23 protein-coding genes are annotated in these 21,839 nt (G+C 65.2%); 5 read left to right on the top strand and 18 right to left on the bottom strand.

The genetic code is table 11. The annotated features are described in order from the left end of the window. The first annotated feature begins 111 nt into the window (after nt 1–111). From AC4FWB_RS26930 to AC4FWB_RS26910, 5 genes are all read left to right on the top strand, one after another. Complete coding sequence (locus tag AC4FWB_RS26930; RefSeq protein ID WP_491029274.1) at nt 112–1,398, top strand: ABC transporter substrate-binding protein; 1,287 nt, start codon at nt 112–114, stop codon at nt 1,396–1,398. Nucleotides 1,399–1,496: 98 nt separating this feature from the next. Then, nucleotides 1,497–2,438 carry a carbohydrate ABC transporter permease gene (locus tag AC4FWB_RS26925; protein WP_491029273.1) on the top strand — a complete coding sequence of 314 codons (942 nt, stop codon included), beginning with the start codon at nt 1,497–1,499 and terminating at the stop codon, nt 2,436–2,438. Then, entirely contained in the window at nt 2,435–3,271 is an 837-nt protein-coding gene (locus tag AC4FWB_RS26920; protein ID WP_491029272.1) for a carbohydrate ABC transporter permease, read from the top strand. The genes AC4FWB_RS26925 and AC4FWB_RS26920 overlap by 4 nt, the downstream gene beginning before the upstream one ends. A gap of 4 nt (nt 3,272–3,275) precedes the next feature. Next, nucleotides 3,276–4,382, top strand: coding sequence for an ABC transporter ATP-binding protein (locus AC4FWB_RS26915; RefSeq protein ID WP_491029271.1), 1,107 nt, complete (start codon nt 3,276–3,278; stop codon nt 4,380–4,382). A gap of 31 nt (nt 4,383–4,413) precedes the next feature. Then, on the top strand, nt 4,414–5,142 hold the full coding sequence (locus AC4FWB_RS26910) for an SDR family oxidoreductase (RefSeq protein WP_491029270.1): 729 nt from the start codon (nt 4,414–4,416) through the stop codon (nt 5,140–5,142). Between the two features lie 15 nt (nt 5,143–5,157). Here the strand turns inward: AC4FWB_RS26910 and AC4FWB_RS26905 are convergent, their stop codons facing one another. The 18 genes from AC4FWB_RS26905 to AC4FWB_RS26820 form a co-directional block, all read right to left on the bottom strand. Further along, complete coding sequence (locus AC4FWB_RS26905; protein ID WP_491029269.1) at nt 5,158–6,090, bottom strand: anti-sigma factor family protein; 933 nt, start codon at nt 6,088–6,090, stop codon at nt 5,158–5,160. Beyond that, nucleotides 6,077–6,616, bottom strand: a complete 540-nt coding sequence (locus tag AC4FWB_RS26900; RefSeq protein WP_491029268.1) for a sigma-70 family RNA polymerase sigma factor — start codon at nt 6,614–6,616, stop codon at nt 6,077–6,079. The genes AC4FWB_RS26905 and AC4FWB_RS26900 overlap by 14 nt, the downstream gene beginning before the upstream one ends. A 46-nt stretch (nt 6,617–6,662) precedes the next feature. After that, a complete protein-coding gene (locus AC4FWB_RS26895) occupies nt 6,663–6,884 on the bottom strand; it encodes a hypothetical protein (protein WP_491029267.1) in 222 nt (73 codons plus the stop codon). A gap of 252 nt (nt 6,885–7,136) precedes the next feature. Continuing rightward, on the bottom strand, nt 7,137–8,195 hold the full coding sequence (locus AC4FWB_RS26890) for an ABC transporter ATP-binding protein (RefSeq protein ID WP_491029266.1): 1,059 nt from the start codon (nt 8,193–8,195) through the stop codon (nt 7,137–7,139). A 36-nt stretch (nt 8,196–8,231) separates the two neighbouring features. After that, entirely contained in the window at nt 8,232–9,053 is an 822-nt protein-coding gene (locus AC4FWB_RS26885; RefSeq protein WP_491029265.1) for a carbohydrate ABC transporter permease, read from the bottom strand. Beyond that, a complete protein-coding gene (locus AC4FWB_RS26880; RefSeq protein ID WP_491029264.1) occupies nt 9,054–9,992 on the bottom strand; it encodes a carbohydrate ABC transporter permease in 939 nt (312 codons plus the stop codon). Then, nucleotides 9,992–11,329: an ABC transporter substrate-binding protein gene (locus AC4FWB_RS26875; protein ID WP_491029263.1), complete on the bottom strand. Its 1,338-nt coding sequence runs from the start codon at nt 11,327–11,329 to the stop codon at nt 9,992–9,994. The genes AC4FWB_RS26880 and AC4FWB_RS26875 overlap by 1 nt, the downstream gene beginning before the upstream one ends. A gap of 58 nt (nt 11,330–11,387) precedes the next feature. Then, on the bottom strand, nt 11,388–12,047 hold the full coding sequence (locus tag AC4FWB_RS26870) for a GntR family transcriptional regulator (protein WP_491029262.1): 660 nt from the start codon (nt 12,045–12,047) through the stop codon (nt 11,388–11,390). Between the two features lie 22 nt (nt 12,048–12,069). After that, nucleotides 12,070–12,954 carry a dihydrodipicolinate synthase family protein gene (locus tag AC4FWB_RS26865; RefSeq protein ID WP_491029261.1) on the bottom strand — a complete coding sequence of 295 codons (885 nt, stop codon included), beginning with the start codon at nt 12,952–12,954 and terminating at the stop codon, nt 12,070–12,072. Between the two features lie 101 nt (nt 12,955–13,055). Beyond that, the gene (gene chrA, locus AC4FWB_RS26860) at nt 13,056–14,444 is read right to left on the bottom strand and encodes a chromate efflux transporter (protein WP_491029260.1); all 1,389 of its coding nucleotides are present in this window, start codon (nt 14,442–14,444) and stop codon (nt 13,056–13,058) included. Beyond that, complete coding sequence (locus AC4FWB_RS26855; protein WP_491029259.1) at nt 14,441–15,259, bottom strand: chromate resistance protein ChrB domain-containing protein; 819 nt, start codon at nt 15,257–15,259, stop codon at nt 14,441–14,443. Before AC4FWB_RS26855 ends, chrA begins: the two co-directional genes overlap by 4 nt. Nucleotides 15,260–15,400: 141 nt before the next feature. Continuing rightward, on the bottom strand, nt 15,401–16,177 hold the full coding sequence (locus tag AC4FWB_RS26850; RefSeq protein WP_491029258.1) for an SDR family oxidoreductase: 777 nt from the start codon (nt 16,175–16,177) through the stop codon (nt 15,401–15,403). An 11-nt stretch (nt 16,178–16,188) separates the two neighbouring features. After that, nucleotides 16,189–17,001 carry an SDR family NAD(P)-dependent oxidoreductase gene (locus tag AC4FWB_RS26845; RefSeq protein WP_491029257.1) on the bottom strand — a complete coding sequence of 271 codons (813 nt, stop codon included), beginning with the start codon at nt 16,999–17,001 and terminating at the stop codon, nt 16,189–16,191. Beyond that, nucleotides 16,998–17,999 carry a sugar phosphate isomerase/epimerase family protein gene (locus tag AC4FWB_RS26840; protein ID WP_491029256.1) on the bottom strand — a complete coding sequence of 334 codons (1,002 nt, stop codon included), beginning with the start codon at nt 17,997–17,999 and terminating at the stop codon, nt 16,998–17,000. The genes AC4FWB_RS26845 and AC4FWB_RS26840 overlap by 4 nt, the downstream gene beginning before the upstream one ends. Nucleotides 18,000–18,039: 40 nt before the next feature. After that, the gene (locus AC4FWB_RS26835) at nt 18,040–18,807 is read right to left on the bottom strand and encodes an SDR family NAD(P)-dependent oxidoreductase (protein WP_491029255.1); all 768 of its coding nucleotides are present in this window, start codon (nt 18,805–18,807) and stop codon (nt 18,040–18,042) included. 11 nt (nt 18,808–18,818) lie between these two features. Then, on the bottom strand, nt 18,819–19,940 hold the full coding sequence (locus tag AC4FWB_RS26830) for an ABC transporter ATP-binding protein (protein WP_491029254.1): 1,122 nt from the start codon (nt 19,938–19,940) through the stop codon (nt 18,819–18,821). Next, nucleotides 19,937–20,839 carry a carbohydrate ABC transporter permease gene (locus AC4FWB_RS26825; protein WP_491029253.1) on the bottom strand — a complete coding sequence of 301 codons (903 nt, stop codon included), beginning with the start codon at nt 20,837–20,839 and terminating at the stop codon, nt 19,937–19,939. Before AC4FWB_RS26825 ends, AC4FWB_RS26830 begins: the two co-directional genes overlap by 4 nt. Beyond that, nucleotides 20,832–21,767 carry a carbohydrate ABC transporter permease gene (locus tag AC4FWB_RS26820; protein ID WP_491029252.1) on the bottom strand — a complete coding sequence of 312 codons (936 nt, stop codon included), beginning with the start codon at nt 21,765–21,767 and terminating at the stop codon, nt 20,832–20,834. The genes AC4FWB_RS26825 and AC4FWB_RS26820 overlap by 8 nt, the downstream gene beginning before the upstream one ends. Between the last annotated feature and the right edge of the window lie 72 nt (nt 21,768–21,839).

Here is a 21,839-nt window from a genome sequence, read left to right as displayed (position 1 = left end):
GACGACGGTAGGGACCGCCGCGCTTGAATGCGACCCGGCAACGGGTCGCGGCGCCCGCGAGATGGAGGCTCGCGGCACGCTTCATCTGGGAACTAAAAAGGGAGGAGTATGATGAGAAAAATGCTGTTTCTTGCGACGACGATCCTCGCCGCCGCGCTTTATTCCGCGTCCGCCAATGCCGAGCAGAAAGAGGTGACCGTCTGGTCCTGGTTCGTCCAGAGCACAATGGAAAAGTCGATCGCGGCCTTCGAGAAGGCTCATCCGGACATCAAGGTCAAATACACCTATTACAACTACTCGCCCGAATACATCACCGCGCTCAAGGCAGCTGCGGCCTCGGGCAGCCTGCCCGACGTGATCGGCCTGCAGCCGGGTTCGCTCACCCAGCAATATCGTGAAAATCTCGAAGCGGTGAACGAACGGGCCGCCAAGCAGTGGGGCGACAAATGGGCCGAGAAGGTCTTTCCGGTCAACCGCAAGCAGATGCTGATGGGCAACCCGAAGGGCGACGAGAACTATTACATCGTCCCGCAGGAATCGCAGGTCCTGTGCATCTGGTACAACCGCAAGATCTTCGAAAAGCTCAATCTTTCCGTTCCCAAGACCTATGCCGAGCTGAAGGCGGCGGCCAAGGCGCTGACCGACAACGGCTATATCCCGATGTTCCAGGGCGCGGCGGACGGCTGGCAGAACGAGAACGTCTTCCTGATGCTGGCCAACCAGTTCTCGGCCGGCATCGTCGACAAGGCCCAGGCCGGCGAGACGCCTTGGACGGCGCCGGAGCTCGTCGCTGCGATGAAAGCCTGGAAGGGCCTGTTCGACGACGGCATCTTCCAGCAGGGCGCGCTTGGCGCGCATGCCTATCCGACCGGCGCGCAGCTCTTCGCGCAGGGCAAGGTCGGCATGATGGCGCTGGGTTCCTGGTGGATGCAGGAAAGCAAGTTCCCGCCGCCGTTGTCCGAATTCGTGCAGAACATGGACGGCTTCGATTTCTTCTATCTGCCGCCGGTCAAGGACGGCAATTCCGCCAGCCCGCCGGTCGGCGGCATCGACATCGGCTACGGCCTGACCAAGAACGGCGGCAAGAACCCCGAAGCCTGGACCTTCCTTGCCGAGCTCACCAACGGCGTCGGCCTGCAGGAAGCCCTGAACGACCTCAACGACCTGCCGGCCTTCGACGGCAATTCGCCCAAGGGCGACATCACCGACCATGTGAAGGAGATGTCGGCACGCTTCATGGCCGACCTGCCCAAGGCGGAAAACCAGCGCTTCGCCTCGCCCGCGGTCGCCGAGGCGCTCGACAATGCGCTCGCCGGTGTCGCCGCCGGCAGCACCGAGCCGGAAGCGGCTTTGGCCGCCGTCCAGGCGGCGAGCGAGAAAGCTCTCGCAGCGAAATAGCCCAAGACCAACTGCCGGGCGCGGAGACGCGCCCGGCTCTTTTTCAGTGCCGGCCCTTTTTCAGTGCCAGTCCTTTTCGGTATAAGATGGCGAGCATCATGAGCGCAGAGGCCATGCGAGCCGGAGCCGCCATTGCGGCGGCAAAACGGCGATCGGCATCGAGAGCTTCGACGCTCTATCTGTTTGCCCTGCCGGCGACGCTGCTCTTCGTCGTCTTCATCGCCTATCCGATCCTTTGGGTCGCGGGCCAAAGCCTTTACGCCGGCACGACGGACGGCCGGGCGGTCTTTGCCGGCTTCGCCAACTACACGACCATCCTCGGCGATCCGACCTTCTGGATCGTGGTGCGCAACATGATGCTGTGGGGCGTCATCACGATTCCCGTGCAGATGCTGATCGGCGGGCTGCTCGCCTATTTCATCGAGCGCCACACGCATGCCCTGCGCGGCTTCTTCCGCACCATGTTCTTCCTGCCGGTGGTGACCTCTGTCTCGGTCATCAGCCTGGTCTGGGTGCAGATCTATGCGCCCTATTACGGCATTGCCCAGGAATATCTGAAGCATGTCGGCATCGTCATGATGACCTCCCCGATCGGCGACCCGAAGACCGCGATCTACGCGCTGATTATCGTCAACATCTGGCAGTGGACCGGCTTCTCGATGCTGATGTACATCGCCGGCATCGCCAACCTGCCGAGCGAAGTGCTCGATGCCGCCCGCATCGACGGCGCGCGAGGTTGGCGGCTTGCCGTGCATGTCATCGTGCCGATGCTTTCGCCGGCGACGAAGTCGCTGCTGCTGCTCGGCGTCATCGGCACGCTGCAGACCTTCCCGATCGTCCACCTGATGACCGGCGGCGGCCCGAACCGGGCAAGCGAGGTCTTCGGCACCTTCATCTTCAAGCAGAGCTTCGTGCTGGGCGACACCGCCAGTGGCGCAGCGCTTTCCGTCATCGTGCTCGTCATCGCGCTGGTGCTCTCGCTGGTTCAGATCGCCCTGCTCGGCGCGCGCCTGTCGCCTGCCGGAAAGGAGCAGCCATGATGGCGTCGCTCACCCGCAACCGCATCCGCGGCTTGGTCATCCATGCGGTTCTCTTCATCGTGCTCGGCTTCTGGATGATTCCGCAGGTCTACATGCTGTCGATCGGTCTGCGCACGCCGGCGCAAGCCTTCGACGCCGCGTTGTTCACCTGGCCGGTGACTTTGGACAACTTCGTCACCGTGATCCGCGACAATCCGCTGGGCGGCATTTTCTTGAACAGCCTGATCATCACCGTAGCGACGGTCGCGATCGTGGTCGCGGTCTCTTCGCTCTTTGCCTTCGCCTGCGCGATCTTAAGGCTGAAGGGCTCGATGTTGCTCTACACGACCCTGCTCACCACGCTGATGGTGCCGCTCGCCTCCATGGTCCTGCCTTTGGCCATCCTGCTGAAAACCTTCGGCTGGGTGAACACCTATATCGGTCTCATCCTGCCCTATGCGGCGCTCGGCGTGCCTTTCGCGATGGTTATCCTGAAAGCCTTCATGGAGGACGCCCCGCGCGAGCTGTTCGAGGCGGCGCGGGTCGACGGCTGCAACGCCTGGCAGACCTACTGGCACGTGGCCCTGCCGCTGGTGCGCCCGGCGCTGGTCTTCGTCACCATCTGGCAGTTCATCGTCACCTGGAACGAGTTCTTCCTCGCCCTCATCGTGCTTACCAAGAGCGAGATGAAGACGCTCACCATCGTGCCGATGCAGTATTCCGGCCTCTATATGGCCAATCCCGGCGCGCTCTTCGCCATCCTGACGCTGATCGCGCTTCCCTTGATCCTCCTCTATGTGCTGGTGCAGCGCGCCTTCGTGCGCGGCCTGCTCGCCGGCGCGGTGAAAGGCTAGGCCGATGGCGACGCTCTCGATCGATAAGATCACCAAGGCCTTCGGCCACACCACGGTCATCCCCGAACTGTCGCTGACCATCGAGGACGGCGAGTTCTGCGTGCTGGTCGGGCCATCCGGCTGCGGCAAGTCCACGCTGCTCAGGATCATCGCCGGTCTGGAGCCGATAAGCTCCGGCCGCATCCTGGTCGACGGCGTCGACATGAGCGATGCCGAGCCGCCGGAAAGGGGCGTGGCGATGGTGTTCCAGTCCTATGCGCTCTATCCGCATATGGATGTCGGCCGCAACATCGGCTTTGGCCTCAAGATCGCCCGCACGCCCGCCGCCGAGATCGCCGAGCGCGTCGGCCGCGCCGCCGAGAAACTGCGGCTCGGCTCCTACCTGAAGCGCAAGCCGCGCGAGCTTTCCGGCGGGCAGCGCCAGCGCGTCGCCATCGGCCGTGCCATGACGCGCAAGCCGAAACTCTTCCTGCTCGACGAGCCGCTCTCCAACCTGGATGCAGCACTTCGCGTCGGCATGCGGGTGGAGATCGCGCGGCTGAAGGCGGAACTCGCCTCCACTATGGTCTATGTCACGCACGACCAGGTCGAGGCGATGACGCTGGCCGACCGCATCGTCGTCATGGATGGCGGCCGCATCGAGCAGGTCGGCGCGCCGCTCGACCTCTACCACCGGCCAGCCAATTTATTTGTCGCCGGCTTCATTGGTTCGCCGGCGATGAATTTTTTGAATGGCAAGGTGGAAGCCGCCCAAGGCGCCGTCGCCACGGTTGCGCTCGCCATGGGGCCGACGCTGCGGATTCCGATCGAGCGGCGCGTCGAGCCCGGCGACAGCGTCACCCTCGGCATCCGGCCGGAACATGTCGCGTTGGCGGATGAAGGACAGGCCGGCGCCTATGTCGTGCAGGCGTCGATGGTCGAGCTTCTTGGCAGCGACACTTTCATCCATGCGAGCCAGCGCGGGGAAAGCCTGGTCATCCGCGACAGCCGCGGCCGCATCGTGCGGACGGGCGAGCGCATCGCCATCAGCCTGCCGCCCCGCGCCTGCCATCTCTTCAACCAGGCAGGCCAAAGAATTTCCGATGCGGCGGCAATCGCCGAACCCGCCTGACGCAGCTTGAAGGATATCAAAAGAGGGAACCATGACGGATTTTCACGGACGCAATATTCTGGTGACGGGCGGCAGCGGTGGCATTGGCGGCGCCACCGTGCGGCACCTGGTGCGCGCCAACGCCAATGTGATCGCCGCCGGACGTTCGCAAGAAGCGCTTGACGCGATCGCCAGGGAGACGGGCTGCCGCACCGTCGCCTTCGATCTGTCCTCGGAAGACGAGGTCCGCGATGCCCTCGAAGGCCTCGATCTCTGGGGTGTCGTCAATTGCGGCGGCTTCGGCGGCGAGATCGCGACGCCGATGGACACCGACATCGCCATTTTCGACAAGGTCATCACCGTCAATGCCCGCGGCGCATTGCTGGTCACCAAATATGCGACGCGGCAGATGGTGGCGATCGGCAAGGGCGGCGCCATCGTCAACGTCTCCAGCCAGGCGGCGCTGGTCGCGCTCGAAGGCCACATTTCCTACGGCTCGTCCAAGGCGGCGCTGGAAAACATCACGCGCTGCTCGGCGCTCGAGCTCGGCAAATACAACATCCGCGTCAACAGCGTGAACCCGACCGTGGTGATGACGCCGATCTCGTCCGGCCACTGGAGCCAGCCGCATGTCGCCGAGCCCTTCCTGAAGCAGATGCCGCTCGGCCGCTGGGCGACCGAGGACGAAGTCGCCGGTCCGATCGTGTTCCTGCTCAGCGACGCCGCCTCGATGATCACCGGCATCCATCTGCCCATCGACGGCGGCTACACCTGCCGGTGATGCCTGATTGACCCCTCAGCCCGGGCTGCCCGCCGCCGGATTGGCGATGATTGCAGCCCGGAAGCGGGCGACGAAATCGTCGAGCGCCGGCCGCTCGGCATCCGAGATCGCCCAATAGGAGAAGGCGCCGTCGGTCCAGTGGACCAAGAGGAAGCCGCCCGCCGAGAGATCGTCCGCCACCGGCACCGATTTGGCGTCGTTCTGCCGCGGCGCCGCCACCAGCGTGATCAGGTGCTCGTGATGGCGATAGACCAGCGCCGGCATCGGCTTGTCGCCGATCACCTCGACGCGTCCGCCGAGCAGCGCATAGCCGTCCTTGGCCATGTCGGGCGCCGGCGGCGACACGCCGATCCTGCCGTCGAGCCACGGCTTCACCGTGTGCCGGTCGGAAGAGACGATGTCGACCGGTGTTGCCGCAAGCAGGCTGCGGCGGTGGCCGTTGGCGACGGCGACCGCGAAGCTGTCGGGCGCATTTTCCACCATCAGCCATTGCGTCGCGCCGCTGGCGAGAAACGCCGTCAGCACGATCGAGGCCGCCATCTGGCGCCAGTCGAAGGAGCTGAAGCGGCGTGCCGAAGCGCGCTGCCGCATCGCGATGACTTTGCCCTGCTGCTGTTGCGGCTGAGCGGCCTGCTGCGACTCCGCCTTCGCAGCTTCGGCCCGCGCGGCCTCGGCTTCGTCGGAAGCTTTCACCTCGGCGATGGCCGCGATACGCGCCAGGAAATCGTCGCTGACGGCAGGCCGCGGCACGTTCGCAACAGCGCCGCGCAGCGCGACGATGCGCGCATGCTCGGCGGCAAGGTCAGGATCGGCGGCGATGCGTCGCTCGATGGCAAGGGCGGCCGCGGCGTCGAGCTCACCGTCGACAAGGGCGTGGATCATCAGCTTCATATCCTGCGGGTCTTCCGGCAATCCATCCTCATGCGGGCGGTTTTCATGCGGACTCATGGCGCCCTCCAATGTCTGTCATCAGCAGGCTGCGGGCACGCGCCAGGCGCGACATCACCGTGCCCTGCGGCACCCCTAACATCGCCGCGATCTCGCGGTAGCTGAGGCCGTTTATGTCGCGCAGCACCAGCGTTTCGCGAAACACGTCCGGCAGCCTTGCGATCGCCGCTTCCACCGCCGCCGCGTTCGCCTTGGCGATCAGCGCCGCTTCCGGACTGTCGGAGTCGCTATCCGGCGGCGGCGACACGTCGTCGAGATCGGCGAGATCGCCGACGGCGACCACTGCGCGGGGACGGTTGCGGGCTATCCAGGTGTAGGAGGCGTTGCGCACGATGGTGAGCAGCCACGCGCGGGCGTTGCCCCCAGCGAAACCGGCAATGCCGGCATGCGCCTTGAGGCAGGCTTCCTGCACGACATCCTCGGCGTCCGCCGCGTTGCCGGTCAGCCAGCGGGCGAGCGACAGCGCATCGCCAAGATGCGGCAGCACCACTTCGGCAAAACGCGCGGCCAGCATTCTTTCGCTCAACACCGTTCCACCGTCAGGCGCTCCCGCCAGGGCTCCGCGGCCACCTTCAACGGGTGGCGCCGATCTGTCCCTGCCCGCGCGGGTGAAGATCGCGATTGCAGGCGAAGGCGCCTGCTTTGGTGGAGGTGAAGGCATAGGGGTCACCTGAGTCAAGCGCCTCGGAAGGGAACGGCGCCTCGGAAGGGAACGGCGCATCGCCGGCCGCGACGAGATGCGGGATGTCGCCGTCATTGTCGTGGATCTCGATGGTTGCGGTTCGTGCGGTCATGACAGGCGGCGGGACGGCGGTTCCTGGAGTACGCCTGTCCAGATCGAACGCTCCAAGGGCCGGCGACGGCTTCTGCCCTCGCCTTCCCTCTCCGCATTCTCATTGTCATGGTAGGTCATGTCGATCTCCAGCAGGCCGTGAGGGCGCATGCCAGGAAGACCGGCGAATCCGATGGTTTATTCCCGGATGATCAGCATTTTTCGATCACGCTGATGTGATCGATCGTCGCCAATTGAGCGCGGACAGCAGCGATCAGATGCGCCGGCCGGTCTCGGCGTCGAACAGATGCGCCGAGGCGCGGTCGATCTCGATCCGCACGCTCTCGCCTTGCTTCAACGCAAGCCGTTCGCGGAAGAGGCAGGAGATCGCCTCCCCGCCGCAGTCGACCGTGGCGAAGATCTCCGAGCCGGTCGCCTCCATGAGCGTGACGGGGCCGGAGAGACCCCGGCCGGTCGCCCGGATATGTTCGGGACGAATGCCGTAGACCAGTTCCCTTCCGGCGGCCTCGCTCGGCTGGATGCCTTCCGGCAGCGGCAGCGTCAGCCCGCCGGCGCTGCGAAAGATGCCTTCCTCGACGTGCCCGTGGATGAAGTTCATGGCGGGCGAGCCGATGAAGCCGGCAACGAACAGATTGGCCGGGCGGTCGTAGAGATCGAGCGGCGCGCCGATCTGCTCGACAAGGCCGTCATGCAGCACGACGATTTTGTCCGCCATGGTCATGGCCTCGATCTGGTCGTGCGTGACGTAGATGGTCGTGGTGCCGAGCCGCTGATGCAGCGCCTTGATCTCGCCGCGCATCTGCACGCGCAATTTGGCGTCGAGATTGGAAAGCGGCTCGTCGAACAGGAACACCTGCGGATCGCGCACGATGGCGCGGCCCATGGCGACCCGCTGGCGCTGGCCGCCGGAGAGCTGACGCGGATAGCGGTCGAGCAGCTTTTCCAGACCAAGGATGCTCGCTGCCCGCTTGACCCGGCTCGCGGTGTCGGCTGGATCGGCTTTCTTGATCCTGAGCGCGAAGCCCATATTGTCGGCCACCGTCATATGCGGATAGAGCGCGTAGTTCTGGAACACCATGGCGATGTTGCGGTCGCGCGCCCTGAGATTGTTCACTGTGCGCTCGCCGATCGCGATCTTGCCGGCCGAGATCGTTTCCAGCCCCGCGATCATGCGCAGCAGCGTCGACTTCCCGCAGCCCGACGGGCCGACCAGGATGACGAACTCGCCATCGGCGATATCGACGCTGACATCATGGATGATCTTGGCGTTGCCGAAGGCCTTCTGCACATTGTTGATGGTTACCGATGCCATTGCGTGTCTCCAAAAGAGTGAGGGCGGGTCTGGCGCTCAGCCGCCCTTGACCGCGCCGGCGGTCAGCCCGGCGACGATCTGCCGTTGCGCGAACATGGTCAGAACCAGCACCGGCAGCGTCACCACCAGTGCCGCTGCGGCGAGCGGTCCCCAACTCACCTGCTCGTAGGACAGCATGTTGTAGACCGCGACCGGCAATGTCCGCGTCTCGCGGCTGGCGAGCACCACGCCGAAGACGAAGTTGTTCCACGAGAAGATGACCGACAGGATGAAGGCGACGACGATGCCCGGCTTGGCGATCGGCAGCGCCACCAGCCGGAACACCTGCCAGGACGAGGCGCCGTCGATATTGGCTGCCTCCTCCAATTCCATCGGCGTCGTCTCGAAATAGCCGATCATCACCCAGACCACGATCGGCACCGTCACCACCAGATGGATGATGATCTGCGGCCAAAGCGTGCCGAGGATGCCCAGCCACTGGAACAGAAGGAAGAGCGGAATGAGATAGGAAAGCCCCGGCGTCATGCGGGCGATCATGATGACGACCGCCGAACGCTCCGCCTTGAGCCGGGCGATGCCATAGCCGGCCGGCACGCCGATCAGCAGCGCCAGCAGCGTCGCCGTGCCGGTCACCAGCACCGAGTTCCAAAGGTAGAGCAGGAAGTTGTTCTCCTCGAACACCTTCGCGTAGTTCGTCCAGGCGAAGCGCTCGGGGATCAGGATCGGCGGATAGGCGCCGTTGTCGATCTCGAATTTCAGCGACAGCGAAATCATCCAGAGGAAGAACAGGATCGCCGGCGAGACCAGCACCAGCGCCGCGAAGAACAGGCCCAGCTTGTTGAGCAGCCGTGAGCTCATCTATTTGCCCTCCGCGTCGACCCACTGCGAGCGCTGGCGCAGCATCAGAAGGATGAAGGACAGGGCCACGATGACGATGAAGAAGACCACGGCCATGGCCGAGCCATAGCCCATGTCGTAGTAGGAGAAGGCGGTGTTGTAGAGGTAGATGTTGATCGTCTCAGAGGCGGTGCCGGGCCCGCCCTGGGTCATGGCGTAGATGATGTCGAAGCTCTTCAGCGCATCGATCGTGCGGATGATGACGGCGATCATCAGGAACGGCGCGATCATCGGCAAGGTGAGGTAGCGGAACTGCTGCCAGGCATTGGCGCCGTCGATCTCGGCGCTCTCGAACGGCTCGCGCGGCACCGATGCCAGCCCGCCCAGCACGATCAGCATCACCAGCGGCGTCCACTGCCAGGTCTCGACCGCGACCAGGGAGGGGATGACGGTGCGAGGATTGAAGATCCACTCCTGCGCTGGAATGCCGACCAGCGACAGAAGGTAGTTGAGCACGCCGAGCTGCGGATGGAACATCATCGTCCAGACAAGTGCTACGGCAACGGGTGTGGCCATCATCGGCATCACGAAGAGGCCGCGCAGCAGGCCGCGCAACGGGAACCTGGCGTCGAAGATCAGGGCGGCGACGGTGCCGAAGAACATCGGCGCGACCACCGACAGGAAGGTGTAGGTCAAGGTGTGCCAGAGCGATTCCCAGAAACGCGGATCGGTCGCCAGGCGCAGATAATTCTCTATGCCGGCAAAGCTTCGCGACTGGCCGAGCGTCCAGCTGTTGACGCTCATCCACAGCGTGAACGCCCACGGGAAGACGATCACGGCGCCGACGACGACCAGCGCCGGGACGACGAAAGGCCAGTAGTTGGGAGCCAGCCTCACCGGCTGGCTCTCTTCGATGGCTTGCGTCGTCACCCCTGCGCGTTCCGGGGCGATGGCGGACATCAGCCCTGCTCGCTCCTGTCGAGCACCGGCTGGAACTGCTCGGTCGCCTTCTTCAGCTCGTCGGCCGGATCGGCGCCGGCGATCATGTTGGTCAGCGCCACGCCATAGATGTCGCGGAACTCGGTGACCGGGATGATGACCGGCAGGGCCAGCCGGCTGATGTTGCCGGAGCCGACCACGGCGTCGAGCCAGCTCGGCGGCATGGTGACGCCCTCGCGCACCTTGGGGTCTTCCAGCACCGACTTGCGGAACGGCACGCCGGCGCCGGCCTGCAGCAGGCGCGCGCCCATCGCCGGCGATACCGCCCACTGGCAGAACAGATAAGCCGCTTCCTTCTTGGTGCTGGCCGACGTCACGCCGATGCCGTCGCCGAAAGTGCCCGCGGCATGCGCCTTGGGGCCTTTCGGCATGACGCCGTAGCCGACCTTGCCGACCACCCGCGACTTTTCCGGATTTTCCATCGGCGGCGCGAAGCCCACGCCATCGAACCACATGCCGATCTTGCCCTGCAGGAAGGCGGACTGCGCCTCGGCCCAGTTGAAGCCGGTGACGCCGGGAGGTGCCGCCTTGGTCATCAGCCGCTGATAGAGGCTGGCTGCTTCGATCGCCTCCGGCGACGTGGTGTGCAGCTTGCCGTCGCTGCCGAGCGGCGTCATGTCATAGCCGAGCATCAGCGACGTCCACACCGGCGTGTTGGCGTTCTTCAGGCCGCGGGCGACGAAGCCGTACGTGTTGCTCGACGGGTCGGTCAGCGCTTCGGCGGCGGCCACCAGCTGCTCGAAGCTCTCCGGATATTTCAGCCCCTTGGCGTCGAACAGCTCCTTGTTCCAGTAGAGGATCCAATAGTCGACCGAGAACGGCAGCGAGCGCAGCACGCCCTGGCCGTCCTTGGCGAACTGCATGCCGGCCTCGGCGAAGTCGCTTTCGACCAGCCCCGGATCGGTCAGGCCAGGATCCGCAAGGTAGCCGGAGATGTCGGCCAGCCAGCCACCCTTCTCAAACTGCCGCTTCTGCACATGGTAGCTCAGATGCACGACATCGAAGCTCGGCTTGCCGGAGCTGAGCTCGATCACCGTCTTCTGGCGCTGCTGCTGCTCGGGCGTCGCCTCCGCGTTGACCTTGATGCCGGTCAGCTCCTCGAACTCGGCGAGGTTCTTCAGGATGGTGTCGCTGCGCGGGCTCTTGACCAGATTGACGTCGAGGGTCGTGCCGGCAAAGCGCTTCCAGTCGACGCCCGCGGCAAAACTGGGGCGCAGACCGGCAAGGCCGGCGGCGGCGAGTGCGGCGGTTCCCTGGAGCAGCTGCCTCCTGGTTGGATTGAACGGATTGGACGACATTTCTTCCTCCCGGGTTGCTGTCGTTGTCATTGCGCCGCGTCGATTGCGGCGCGCTTCCTCAAATCTGCAGCGCCAGGCGGCGCGCATTGTCGATGTGCTGGCTGATCGCCTCGACCGCCTTTTGCGGATCGCGTTTCTCCAGCGCATCGATCACCGCCAGATGCTCGCGCATGACCGGCACGACGCGGCCGTCGATGCGGAACCGCTCCTGGTGGATGAGCCGGATCTTCACCGAATTGACCAGGTAGGCCTTGGCGATGATCTCGTTGTCCAGCGCGCTGATGAAGGTGTCATGCATCGCCCAGTCGATATTCTGCGCCTTGGCTTCCATTTCCGGCGTCGCCGTCTGCGCCAGCGCCTGGGCGAGCATCTCCTCATGCTCGCGCCTGAGACGCGCAATCTCGGCGTCGGAAGCATTGACGGCAAACAACGCGACCGCCTCGCGCTCCATGAACAGGCGGAACTGGAAAGCTTCGCGGATCAGGCTGATGTCGATATGCGCGATCTGCATGCCGCGCTGCGGAATGGTGGTCAGCAGCCCCTCGGCCTCGAGCCGCGGCACGATCTCGCGGATAGCGCCGAGCGGCAGGCCGGTGAAGGCGACCAGCTCGCGCTGCGACACGAACTGGCCGGGTCTCAGGTCGCGGGCCAACAGATGCCGCGTGAAGCTGGCATAGGCCTTTTCCCTCAGGGTTGCCGGTTCGCTCGTGTCGTCCATGTCGATCCGCGTCCTTTGCCGTTCAGGCCGCTTGCGTCGCGAACAGCCTGTCGTAAGCGACGCCAAGCTGCTGCCGCTCCTGCAATGCCACCGGTTCGAGCGGCGGCCGAACCGTCAGCCAGCGTTCGTCGCCGGCCTGGCGCGCCACCATGGCCTTAACCGCCGGAATAACCGGGCGCCTGAGCAGTTCGAGGACGAAGCCCTCCACACGGGAATCGTCACGCCCGGTCTCCACGATGGCGCGAAGCTCACGAGCAGCGAAATTGGCCATGCCGGAAATCGCGCCCTGGCCGCCGATCCGCACCGCCGGCGCCAGATGCCGTTCGTCGCCGATCAGGATGATCAGATCGCCATGCGTTTTGAGCAGCGCTTCGCTGTAGGCCCAGTCTCCGCCGGAATCCTTGACCCCCGCGACCGCGCCTGGATACGCCTTGCGCAACCGGCCGATCAGGCCGAGCGACAGCCGCACCGTCGTGACTGACGGGATGTTGTAGAGCAGCATGCCGCGGGCGAGCGGACCGAGCGCCGCAAACACGGCCGCAAACCAGCCGAACAGCCCATCGTCGCCGACATTCTTGAAGTAGCTCGGCGGCGCCAGCAGGATGTTGCGCGCGCCCCGCTGCAGGGCCTGGCGGGATTGCTCCGCGGCATCCTCCGCCGCATCGACCAGAACGCCGGCGACGAGCTGGTCGGCCGAAATACCCGCCGCAAGCATGGCGTCGATCACCGGCTGCCGTTCCGCCGTCCCGACGGAAGCGCCTTCGCCGGTGGTGCCGAACAGCGTCACGCTGCTGCAGCCGGCATCGAGACAAGCCCGGGCATGCGCGGTCATCAGTGGGGTTGCAATTCGCCCGGATGCGTCGAAGGGCGTTGTGAGGGCAACCGATAGACCAAAGCGCGACGCCACTGCAAAGTCTCCATTTCATCAATCTGCAGGCAGTCGTATCATGCTGACATGTTAGTTGTAAACAGGCCTGTGGATCACGCTTGGCCGCGGCTGGAAACAATTCACAATGCCTGTAGAGCCAATCCCGCCAGCGCCGATCCGGCGAGCGTCGGCAGCATGCCAGCTTTCAGCCGCAGCATGGCGACCATTGCCGCTGCCGACAGCAGCGCTGCGCGCCAGTCCAGCGAGGAGAAAACAGGGACCTCCACGCCCCAGCCGACGCTCTCGACTTGGGCGAAGACGACATGCAGCGCGAACCACAGCGCAAGGTTCATCACCACGCCGACGACAGCCGCCGTAATCGCGCCGAGCGCCGCCGACAGCGCCTTGTTCTGGCGCAGTTGCTCGATGTAGGGCGCGCCGAGGAATATCCAGAAGAAGCAGGGCACGAAGGTGGCCCAGAGCGTCAGCGCTGACCCGAGCGATCCGGCAAGCAGCGGGCTGATTGTACCGGCATGGCGATAGGCGGCGGCGAAGCCGACGAATTGCAGCACCAGGATGAGCGGCCCGGGCGTCGTTTCGGCAAGCCCGAGCCCATCGACCATTTGGCCGGGCGAAAGCCAGCCGAACGAGGTCACCGCAGCTTGCGCGACATAGGCGAGAACCGCATAGGCGCCGCCGAAGGTGACCACCGCCATCAGACTGAAGAAGCCGCCGATCTGCGCCCACACGCTCCCCGGCCCTGCCAGCGCGGCGATCAGCGCCACCGGTCCGAGCCAGAGCGGCAGCCAGATGGCGATGGTGCGGGCCGCATGCCATCTGGTCGGCACGGTGTGGCCGAGTTCGCCGCGTTCGAACATCAAGTCGACCACGCCGCGACTGTCGGCGGCGCCGCCGCCTTTGCCATGCGCTGAGGCCGAAAACAGCCCCGGCGCGTAGCGGTTGCCGATCCAGCCGATGAGACCTGCCGCAAGCACGATCAGCGGGAACGGCAGCTTGAGCACATAGATGGCGAGGAAGGCCGCCACCGCGATCGTCACCATGGCCCGGTTCTTCAGCGCCCGCTTGCCGATGCGGATGACCGCCTCGACGACGACGGCCAGCACCGCCGCCTTGACGCCGAAGAAAAGCGCCTCGATGACCGGCGCGTCGTTGTAGAGCATGTAGAAGCTGCTCAAGGCGAGCATGACCAGCGCACCGGGCAGCACGAACAATGTGCCGGCGACGAGGCCACCGGCTGTCCGGTGCAGCAGCCAGCCGACATAGACGGCAAGCTGCTGCGCTTCGGGGCCGGGCAAAAGCATGCAGTAGTTGAGCGCGTGCAGGAAGCGCTCCTCGCCGATCCAGCGGCGCTCCTCGACCAGCTCCTTGTGCATCAGCGCGATCTGCCCGGCCGGCCCGCCGAAGGAGAGCAGGCCGATCTTTGCCCACAGCCGCGTCGCTTCGCGGAAGGTCGGCACGGCCGGGAGCTCAACCGGCTGCGCGGCGCCGTCTTTGGCAAGCACGGTCATGGCGCCTTGCCCCCGACCGGCCAGTTATGCGTCTCTTCGGTGGCGTCGCGGCACCAGCGGAAGAAGGCGTCGTAGAGGAGCATGCCGGCTTCGAGTTGTTCGAGATCGTCGCGGAACATGCGCGACAGGCCGAGCGAGGCGGCGAGGAACCCGGCCGCCTGCGGAACGAGATCGAGCCGCGCCGTGTCCGCCCCGCGCACGATCAGCGCCAGGCGATCGAGTGATTCGGTGCGCAGGCCAAGCTCCTCGATCATCGTGTCGAAGGTGCAGCGCTCGCCGCGATGGCTCCAGAACACGCCTTCGATATCGAAGGGAACCGCGGCGAAGCGATCGGCCACCAGCGGCACCTCGGCCGGGTCGACGAACAGGAACACCGCATCGGGATCGACGAAGCGGCGGATCAGCCATGGGCAGGCGATGCGGTCGACCTTCGGCCGGGAACGGGTGACCCATACCGTGCGGCCCTTCTCGTCGCGGGGCGGAATCGCGCTGGCCGCGACCAATGGCGCCGCGGCGGCGGCCCATGCCTCGAAGCCGCCTTCGAGCGATTCCGCCGGAATGCCTTCGTGGCGCAGCCATGCGGCGACGCCTTGCGAGAGCTTCTGCCCCCTCTGGCAGACGACGACGACTTTTGATCCGGCGAATTCGGCCGCCCAGGCCGAGACGGTTCTGAAATCGCGCCGGCGGGAAGCCGGCAGCAGGCGCGGATCGGCTTGAAAGTCGTCATCGATGCGCACGTCGATGAGAACCGGCGCATCCGGCAGGCCGACAAGACGGATAAGTTGCGGAACGGTAATTGCGGTAGTTGACGGCATGGCGTCCACCTCCTGAACGAAGAGAGTTTGGACGCGATCGTTGGGCTGACGCCTCACGGGGTCGTCGCGGGGAACCCCTTGCCAGGATGCTGGAATGATCCCCGCCGATTGTCAAGGAAAGAGCTGCCAAGCTCGTCACCGTCACAGCGATGCCGTGATGCCGCCGTCGACATAGAGGACATGGCCGTTGACAAAGCTTGACGCATCCGATGCCAGGAAGACCGCCGCCCCGATCAGTTCCTCGACCTCTGCCCAGCGGCCGGCAGGCGTGCGTTTCTCCAGCCAGGCGGTGAAGTTGGCGTCGGCGACCAGGGCGGCATTGAGTTCGGTGTTGAAATAGCCTGGGCCGATCGCATTGACCTGCAGGCCATATCGCGCCCAGTCGGTCGCCATGCCCTTGGTCAGCATCTTCACCGCACCCTTGGTCGCCGTATAGGGCGCGATGCTGGTGCGTGCCAGCTCGCTCTGCACAGAGGCGATGTTGACGATTTTGCCGTGTCGGCGCGGGATCATGCGGCGTGCCACGGCCTGGCCGACGTGGAACACGCTGTCGATATTGGTCGCCTTGAGCCTTTCCCAGGCGTCCAGCGGAAATTCCTCGAGCGGCGCGCGAAACTGCGTGCCGGCATTGTTGAAGAGGATCTCGATCGGACCGATCTCGCTCTCGATGGCATCGACCGCTGCCGCCACGGCGGCCGCGTCGGTCACGTCGAAGGCCCGAGCGTGAACCTTATGGCCTTCGGCGGCCAGCCTTGCCCGCGCCTCCTCCAGCACGCTTTCGTTGCGCGCGTTGAGCACCAGCTCCGCGCCGGCTTCCGCCAGACCGCGGGCGATCGCGAAGCCTATCCCCTTCGAGGATCCGGTTATCAGCGCGAGCCGGCCGGAAAGGTCGAAGCGCTTGATGGCAGTTTCCCTCATCGTCACGTGCATCACCCCGGAAAGATCGTGAAGCCGCCGTCCACGCGGATCACCTGGCCGTTGATGAAGCGGGCGCGCGATCCGGCAAGGAAGGCGACAGCCTCGGCAATCTCTTCGGGCTCGGCATAGCGGTTCAGGGAACGCTTCGACGAATCCATCCTGGCCGGATCGACGACGCGCGTCGCCTGGAACCGGGCGGTTTTCGTCGCCCCGGGGCTGACTGCATTGACCCGCACGCCCTCGTCGATCAACTCCTTGGCGAGGCAACGGGTATAGTGGACGACGGCAGCCTTGAGCGTCGAATAGACGACCTCCGGCGAGCAGCCGAGGTGAGCGGCCGCCGAGGCGATATTGATCACCGAACCTGACCCGCGCTTCACCATCGGCGGCACGAGAGCTTGGCAAACCAGCATGGTGCCGATCAGATTGTTTTCGGTAAGCACCTTTATGTCCTCGTAATCGATGTCGAGGGCATTGTTGGGGCTGGGCTTGGTTCCCTTGGCGCCGATGTCGCCGCCCGCGCAGTTGACGAGCACATGCACATCGCCGAGCTCCGCCTCGATCTTGCGCTTCATCTCGGCAACGGCGGCACGGTCGCCGATATTGCCGGTGACCGCGGTCACCCGAGTGCCGTGTCGTCCCAGGTGCCTTACCGATTCACCGAGGTCGGCGAACTCGCCATACTTCGCCGGTTGGGTCCAGTCCAGGTCGTGGATCGCGACGTCCGCCCCGAGTTCCGCCAGCCGGTCGGCCATGACGTGGCCGAGGCCGCGTCCGGAACCGGTGACGAAGGCGGTGACGCCGCTGAGTTCGCGAGTTGTCATGAGGGGTTCTCCAGAGTCATGAGGCCGAGCTCTTTCATGTTGGCGGCGCTGCGCCGGATCATGTCGAGCTCGTAGGTAACCAGGGCGCCGTCGTCCCCCCGCTCCCAGGGAGTGCGGAAATCGGCATCGTCGGGCAGGCGATTCTTTTGCGCGGCGGCAAGGCATGCGGCGAATTCGCGCGCGGTGTGCGGCGGATAGCCGTTCCACCAGTCGTCGAGCAGAAAGCGCACATGGCGCGCCTCGAGCGCACCCGGCTCGAGCACGGCGGTGAGTTCGTCGTGCAGATCGCCGAGCAGGGCCGCGAGGTCGTGCAAGGGCACGGCGCCGTCGCCGATGGCGCAGCGCACGAGCCGGTATCCTTCGCCCGTGAACTGGACGCGGTAGTCCTTCAGGTGGACATGTCGCACATAGGGCGCGATGCGGCGGGTGAAGTCGAGCGGCGCCTCGGCGACGGGAAACGTATTGCCGGTGTCGAACGTGATGCCGACCCCTCGCCCGCCCGTCTCGCAGAACGCCACCAGCTCGGCGCTGGCGAAATCCTGATGGTTCTCGATCGCGAGCACACGGTCTTCGGCTTCGGCCCGCGGTCCCCAATGCTGAAGCGCCGACCTGATCGAGGCGTTGAGCTCGCCCCATTTGTCGCCCCAGGCATTGCGATCGCCGCACAGAACCGGTGTCAAGCCGAGCCGGATGGTCTTCGCGCCGAGCGCACGGGCGGAACGGAAGGCGCTCTCCAGCGGCCCCATCATGTTGAGCCCGGCGCTGATGACAGGCGTCATCCCAAGCCCTTCGAGCCGCTCCTTCAGGGCGGCCAGCCCGGAATCGGACATTTCCGCCAGCCACGGATCGTAGATCTCGAGCGTGCGTGCGCCGAGCTCTTCGGCGAGCGCAATGAAGCCTCCGAGCCCCGCGCCCTTGGGGTTGGCGCGCGGCGTGCCACGGCCCTGCAGCCCAAGATGATAGGTAAGTCCATACGGGTTCAAACCAACGCGCAGCATCAGGCCAGCCGATCGAACGAGGGGAGATGGGGAACCTGCATCAGCGCAGGCCCGCATCGACGGTGATGGATTGCTTGGTGATCATGCGGCTGTCGTCGGCGGCGAGAAAAAGCGCCGTGCGGGCGATCTCGTCGGCCAGCAGAACCCGCCTGATCAACTGGCGCCCGACCATCTGATCGACGGACTCCTGCGTCGTGTACCAAAGGCGGCGCTGCCGCTCGGTGATCACCGCGCCCGGCTCGATGGCGTTGACGCGGATATTGTCGGGACCGAAGGCGCGGGCCAACGACCGGGTCATGCCGATGATAGCGGCCTTGGCCGTGGCATAGGCGGTCATCTGGTCGGCGCCGAAGCGCCAGGAGGTCGAGGAAAGGTTGATGATGGAGCCGAAGCCTAGAGACTTCATCTGCGGATGGACCGCCTGGGCGGCGAAGAATTGATGCTTCAGATTGACGTTCTGGGCATGATCCCAGTAGTCCGGCGTCACTTCGGCGACTGCGTGGCGGTCATCATTGGCGGCGTTGTTCACCAGGACAGCAACCGGCCCGGCCTGTTCCCGCACAGTCTCGATCGCTGCGCGCAGGGCCTCGATGTCGGTCACATCGCAAGGCAGGAACAGCGGCGCATGGCGCGTGGTGCCCGCAAGCTCGGCCGTCAGTTCCCGGCCGGCCGCTTCCTGAATGTCGAGAAAGGCCACACGCGCCGCGTTGGCCGCGAAGGCGCGAACCATTTCGGCGCCGATCCCGGAGGCTCCTCCGGTGATCAGCACGACACGGTCTGCGAGGCTTGGATAGGTGGCGAATGTCAAAGGCTGAGCTTTCAAAGAAGGGATTGGGTCGTCGGATCGAAGAGGCAAGCCCGCGCCATGTCGATGCCGAGGGTCATTGTCTCGCCCATGCGCGGCGCGCTGTCCGGGTCGAAACGGCCGGTGACTTCGAGATCGCCGAAGCGAAGCACCGCGAGGGTCTCGGCGCCCGTGGGCTCGACCAGCTCGACGGGGGCCTTCACCGCCGCAATGGCACGCTTGCGGTGCTTCAAGTCGTCCGAAAAGCGGTAGATATGTTCCGGCCGCACGCCAAGCACCACGTTCCTCGGCGCGCCGGCCGGCACCGGCTGGGCAAGTTCCAACGCTGCCGTGCCGCCATCCGCGGTCCGAACGGTAACGCAAGGCCGGCCCGCCCCTTCGCCGAGCTCGGCGGGAATGAAATTCATCGCCGGCGAGCCCATGAAGCCCGCGACGAACATGTTGGCGGGGCGGCTGTAGATCATCTGCGCGGCGTCGAACTGCTGCACCGACCCCTGATGCATGACGGCAATGCGCGAAGCGAGCGTCATCGCCTCCACCTGGTCGTGGGTGACATAGACCGTGGTCTTGCCGACACGGTTGTGCAACTTCTTGATCTCGGTGCGCATGTCGACGCGCAGCTTGGCATCTAGGTTGGAAAGCGGCTCGTCGAACAGGAAAAGCTTCGGGTCCCGCACCAGCGCCCGGCCCATGGCGACCCGCTGGCGCTGACCGCCGGAGAGTTGCCCGGGCTTGCGGCCAAGCAGCGCCTCGATCTGCAGCAGCGCCGCGACGTGCTTGACGGCCTCGGCCTGATCGGCCTTCGGCACGCCGCGGCTCTCCATGCCGAAAGTGATGTTCTGGCGCACGGTCATGGTCGGGTAGAGCGCATAGGACTGGAACACCATGGCGATGTCGCGGTCCTTTGGCGGCACGGAATTGACGAGCCGGTTGCCGATACGGATTTCGCCCGACGTCACGCTTTCAAGCCCGGCGATCATGGCAAGCAGGGTGGACTTGCCGCAACCGGAAGGTCCGACCAGAGCGATGAACTCTCCCGGCTGCGCTTCGAGGTTGATGCCCTTCAGCACGTCCACGGCGCCGTAGCTCTTGTAGAGATTGCGAATGGTCAGGGCGGATAGGGATTGGCTCGTCATTTGATGGCGCCCTGTGTCAGACCGCGAACGAAGTATTTGCCGCCAAAGAGATAGATCAGGAGCGGCGGCAGCGCGCCGATCAGCACGGCGGCACTCATCACGTCGTAGCTGCGGGCGGTCGTGCCGCTTGCCGTCAGCGCGACGAGCGCGGCGGTGATCGGCTGCGCCTGGCCGGACGTGAAGACCACGCCGAACAGATATTCGTTCCAGATGCCGGTGAACTGCCAGATGACGGTCACGATCAGGATGGGCGGCGAAAGCGGTATTACGATCTTCCAGAAAATCCGCCAGAAGCCGGCACCGTCGATACGCGCCGCTTTGATCAGGTCGTCGGGGATGCCGACATAGTAGTTGCGGCAGAACAGGGTGGTGAAGGAAATGCCCTGGACGACATGCACCAGGATCAGGCCGTAGGTCGAGTTGGTCAGGCCGAGCTTTCCAAGCACGAATGCCCAGGGCATCAGCGCGATCTGCCCCGGCATGAAGACACCGAGCAGCATTGAGGTGAACAGGATTTCGGAGCCCTTGAAGCGCCACTTGGACAACACGTAGCCATTTACGGCGCCGAGCAGCGTGGAAATGATCGTCGCCGGAATGGTCATCCACAGCGAGTTCAGGAAATTCCGTTGCATCCCCTGGCAGGTGCCGGCGATGCAATAAGTGCTCCAGGCCTGCGCCCATGCCTCCAGCCGGAAGGTTTTTGGCAGCGAGATGAGCCCGTCGCGCGCGATCTCCGCCTGCTCGCGGAAGGAATTGAAGACGACCACGAGCAGCGGGATCAGATAGATCGCGGCAAAGATCGTGAGCAGGCCGTAGATCGCGAACCGGCCCCAGAAGTGCCTGCGGCTGGCGGCGGCCGCCTCCAGGTCGACGGAGGGAGCGGCGGCCAGTTCAGCCATTTCCCGCCTCCGCTCGGCGGCGCCACACCACCCACAGCGAATAGGGCACCAGCACCACGGCAAGCGCGGCCAGCATCATGACCGCGGCGGCCGCGCCCTCGCCGATCTCGCCACGCTGGAACATCAGATCGTAGACGTAGATGGCGGGGAAGGTGGTCGAGATGCCCGGCCCGCCGCGCGTCAGGGCGGCGACGAGGTCGAAGGTCTTGATGGCGAACTGGATCTGGATGACGGCGACCGCGAGGAAGATCGGCGCGATGGTAGGCAGGATGACCTTTCTGTAGGTCCGGAAGACCGACGCGCCGTCGATCTGCGCCGCCTTGACGAGATCCGGATCGACCGAACGCAGGCCGGCCAGGAAGAGCGCCATGGCGAAACCGGAAGACTGCCAGATGCCGGTGATAATCACCGCATAGATGGCGTGGTTGCGATCGCTGGTGAGCGCGAAGCTGAAATCGCTCCAGCCCAACTCGCGCACCAGCGCCTGGATGCCGTCGGCCGGATTGTAGAGCCAGCTCCAGACGGTACCGGTGACGATGAAGGAAACCGCCAGCGGGTAGAGGAAAATCGTCCGCCACACCGCCTCGCCGCGCACGCGCTGGTCGATCAGGATGGCCAGCAGCAGCCCGACCGCCATGGAGCCGACGATATAGAAACCGCTGAACAGGAAAAGGTTCGTGTAGGCGATGTTCCAACGCCGGTTGGACCAGAGCGATATGTAGTTGTCGAGGCCGGCAAAACCGTAGCTCGGCAACAGCGTCGAATCGGACAACGACAGATAGAGCGTCCAGGCCGTGAAGACGAAGACGTAGACGAAGCTCGCCGCCAGCGAAGGGGCGAGCACGAGGATCGGCACGATCGATCCCAGACGATCCCGCCAGGGGCGGGCGCGCGCGGCTATCGGAACGGAAAGGTCGTGGATGGACATTGTGCTTCCTGTCGGCCGGGGGGGGGGGGGGGGGGGGGGGGGGGGCGGGGGGGGGGGGGGGGGGGGGGGGGG

The sequence above is a fragment of the Mesorhizobium sp. LEGMi-168a genome (genome assembly GCF_058312955.1).
The sequence above is the reverse complement of the archived record's forward strand: the minus strand, read 5'-3'. Positions and strand labels throughout refer to the sequence as shown.

Coding starts and splice junctions, on each gene's coding strand:
- AC4FWB_RS26930 (WP_491029274.1), top strand. CDS start 112: ATGAGAAAAATGCTGTTTCTTGCGACGACGATCCTCGCCGCCGCGCTT.
- AC4FWB_RS26925 (WP_491029273.1), top strand. CDS start 1,497: ATGAGCGCAGAGGCCATGCGAGCCGGAGCCGCCATTGCGGCGGCAAAA.
- AC4FWB_RS26920 (WP_491029272.1), top strand. CDS start 2,435: ATGATGGCGTCGCTCACCCGCAACCGCATCCGCGGCTTGGTCATCCAT.
- AC4FWB_RS26915 (WP_491029271.1), top strand. CDS start 3,276: ATGGCGACGCTCTCGATCGATAAGATCACCAAGGCCTTCGGCCACACC.
- AC4FWB_RS26910 (WP_491029270.1), top strand. CDS start 4,414: ATGACGGATTTTCACGGACGCAATATTCTGGTGACGGGCGGCAGCGGT.
- AC4FWB_RS26905 (WP_491029269.1), bottom strand. CDS start 6,090: ATGAGTCCGCATGAAAACCGCCCGCATGAGGATGGATTGCCGGAAGAC.
- AC4FWB_RS26895 (WP_491029267.1), bottom strand. CDS start 6,884: ATGACCGCACGAACCGCAACCATCGAGATCCACGACAATGACGGCGAC.
- AC4FWB_RS26890 (WP_491029266.1), bottom strand. CDS start 8,195: ATGGCATCGGTAACCATCAACAATGTGCAGAAGGCCTTCGGCAACGCC.
- AC4FWB_RS26885 (WP_491029265.1), bottom strand. CDS start 9,053: ATGAGCTCACGGCTGCTCAACAAGCTGGGCCTGTTCTTCGCGGCGCTG.
- AC4FWB_RS26880 (WP_491029264.1), bottom strand. CDS start 9,992: ATGTCCGCCATCGCCCCGGAACGCGCAGGGGTGACGACGCAAGCCATC.
- AC4FWB_RS26875 (WP_491029263.1), bottom strand. CDS start 11,329: ATGTCGTCCAATCCGTTCAATCCAACCAGGAGGCAGCTGCTCCAGGGA.
- AC4FWB_RS26870 (WP_491029262.1), bottom strand. CDS start 12,047: ATGGACGACACGAGCGAACCGGCAACCCTGAGGGAAAAGGCCTATGCC.
- chrA (WP_491029260.1), bottom strand. CDS start 14,444: ATGACCGTGCTTGCCAAAGACGGCGCCGCGCAGCCGGTTGAGCTCCCG.
- AC4FWB_RS26855 (WP_491029259.1), bottom strand. CDS start 15,259: ATGCCGTCAACTACCGCAATTACCGTTCCGCAACTTATCCGTCTTGTC.
- AC4FWB_RS26850 (WP_491029258.1), bottom strand. CDS start 16,177: ATGAGGGAAACTGCCATCAAGCGCTTCGACCTTTCCGGCCGGCTCGCG.
- AC4FWB_RS26845 (WP_491029257.1), bottom strand. CDS start 17,001: ATGACAACTCGCGAACTCAGCGGCGTCACCGCCTTCGTCACCGGTTCC.
- AC4FWB_RS26840 (WP_491029256.1), bottom strand. CDS start 17,999: ATGCTGCGCGTTGGTTTGAACCCGTATGGACTTACCTATCATCTTGGG.
- AC4FWB_RS26830 (WP_491029254.1), bottom strand. CDS start 19,940: ATGACGAGCCAATCCCTATCCGCCCTGACCATTCGCAATCTCTACAAG.
- AC4FWB_RS26825 (WP_491029253.1), bottom strand. CDS start 20,839: ATGGCTGAACTGGCCGCCGCTCCCTCCGTCGACCTGGAGGCGGCCGCC.
- AC4FWB_RS26820 (WP_491029252.1), bottom strand. CDS start 21,767: ATGTCCATCCACGACCTTTCCGTTCCGATAGCCGCGCGCGCCCGCCCC.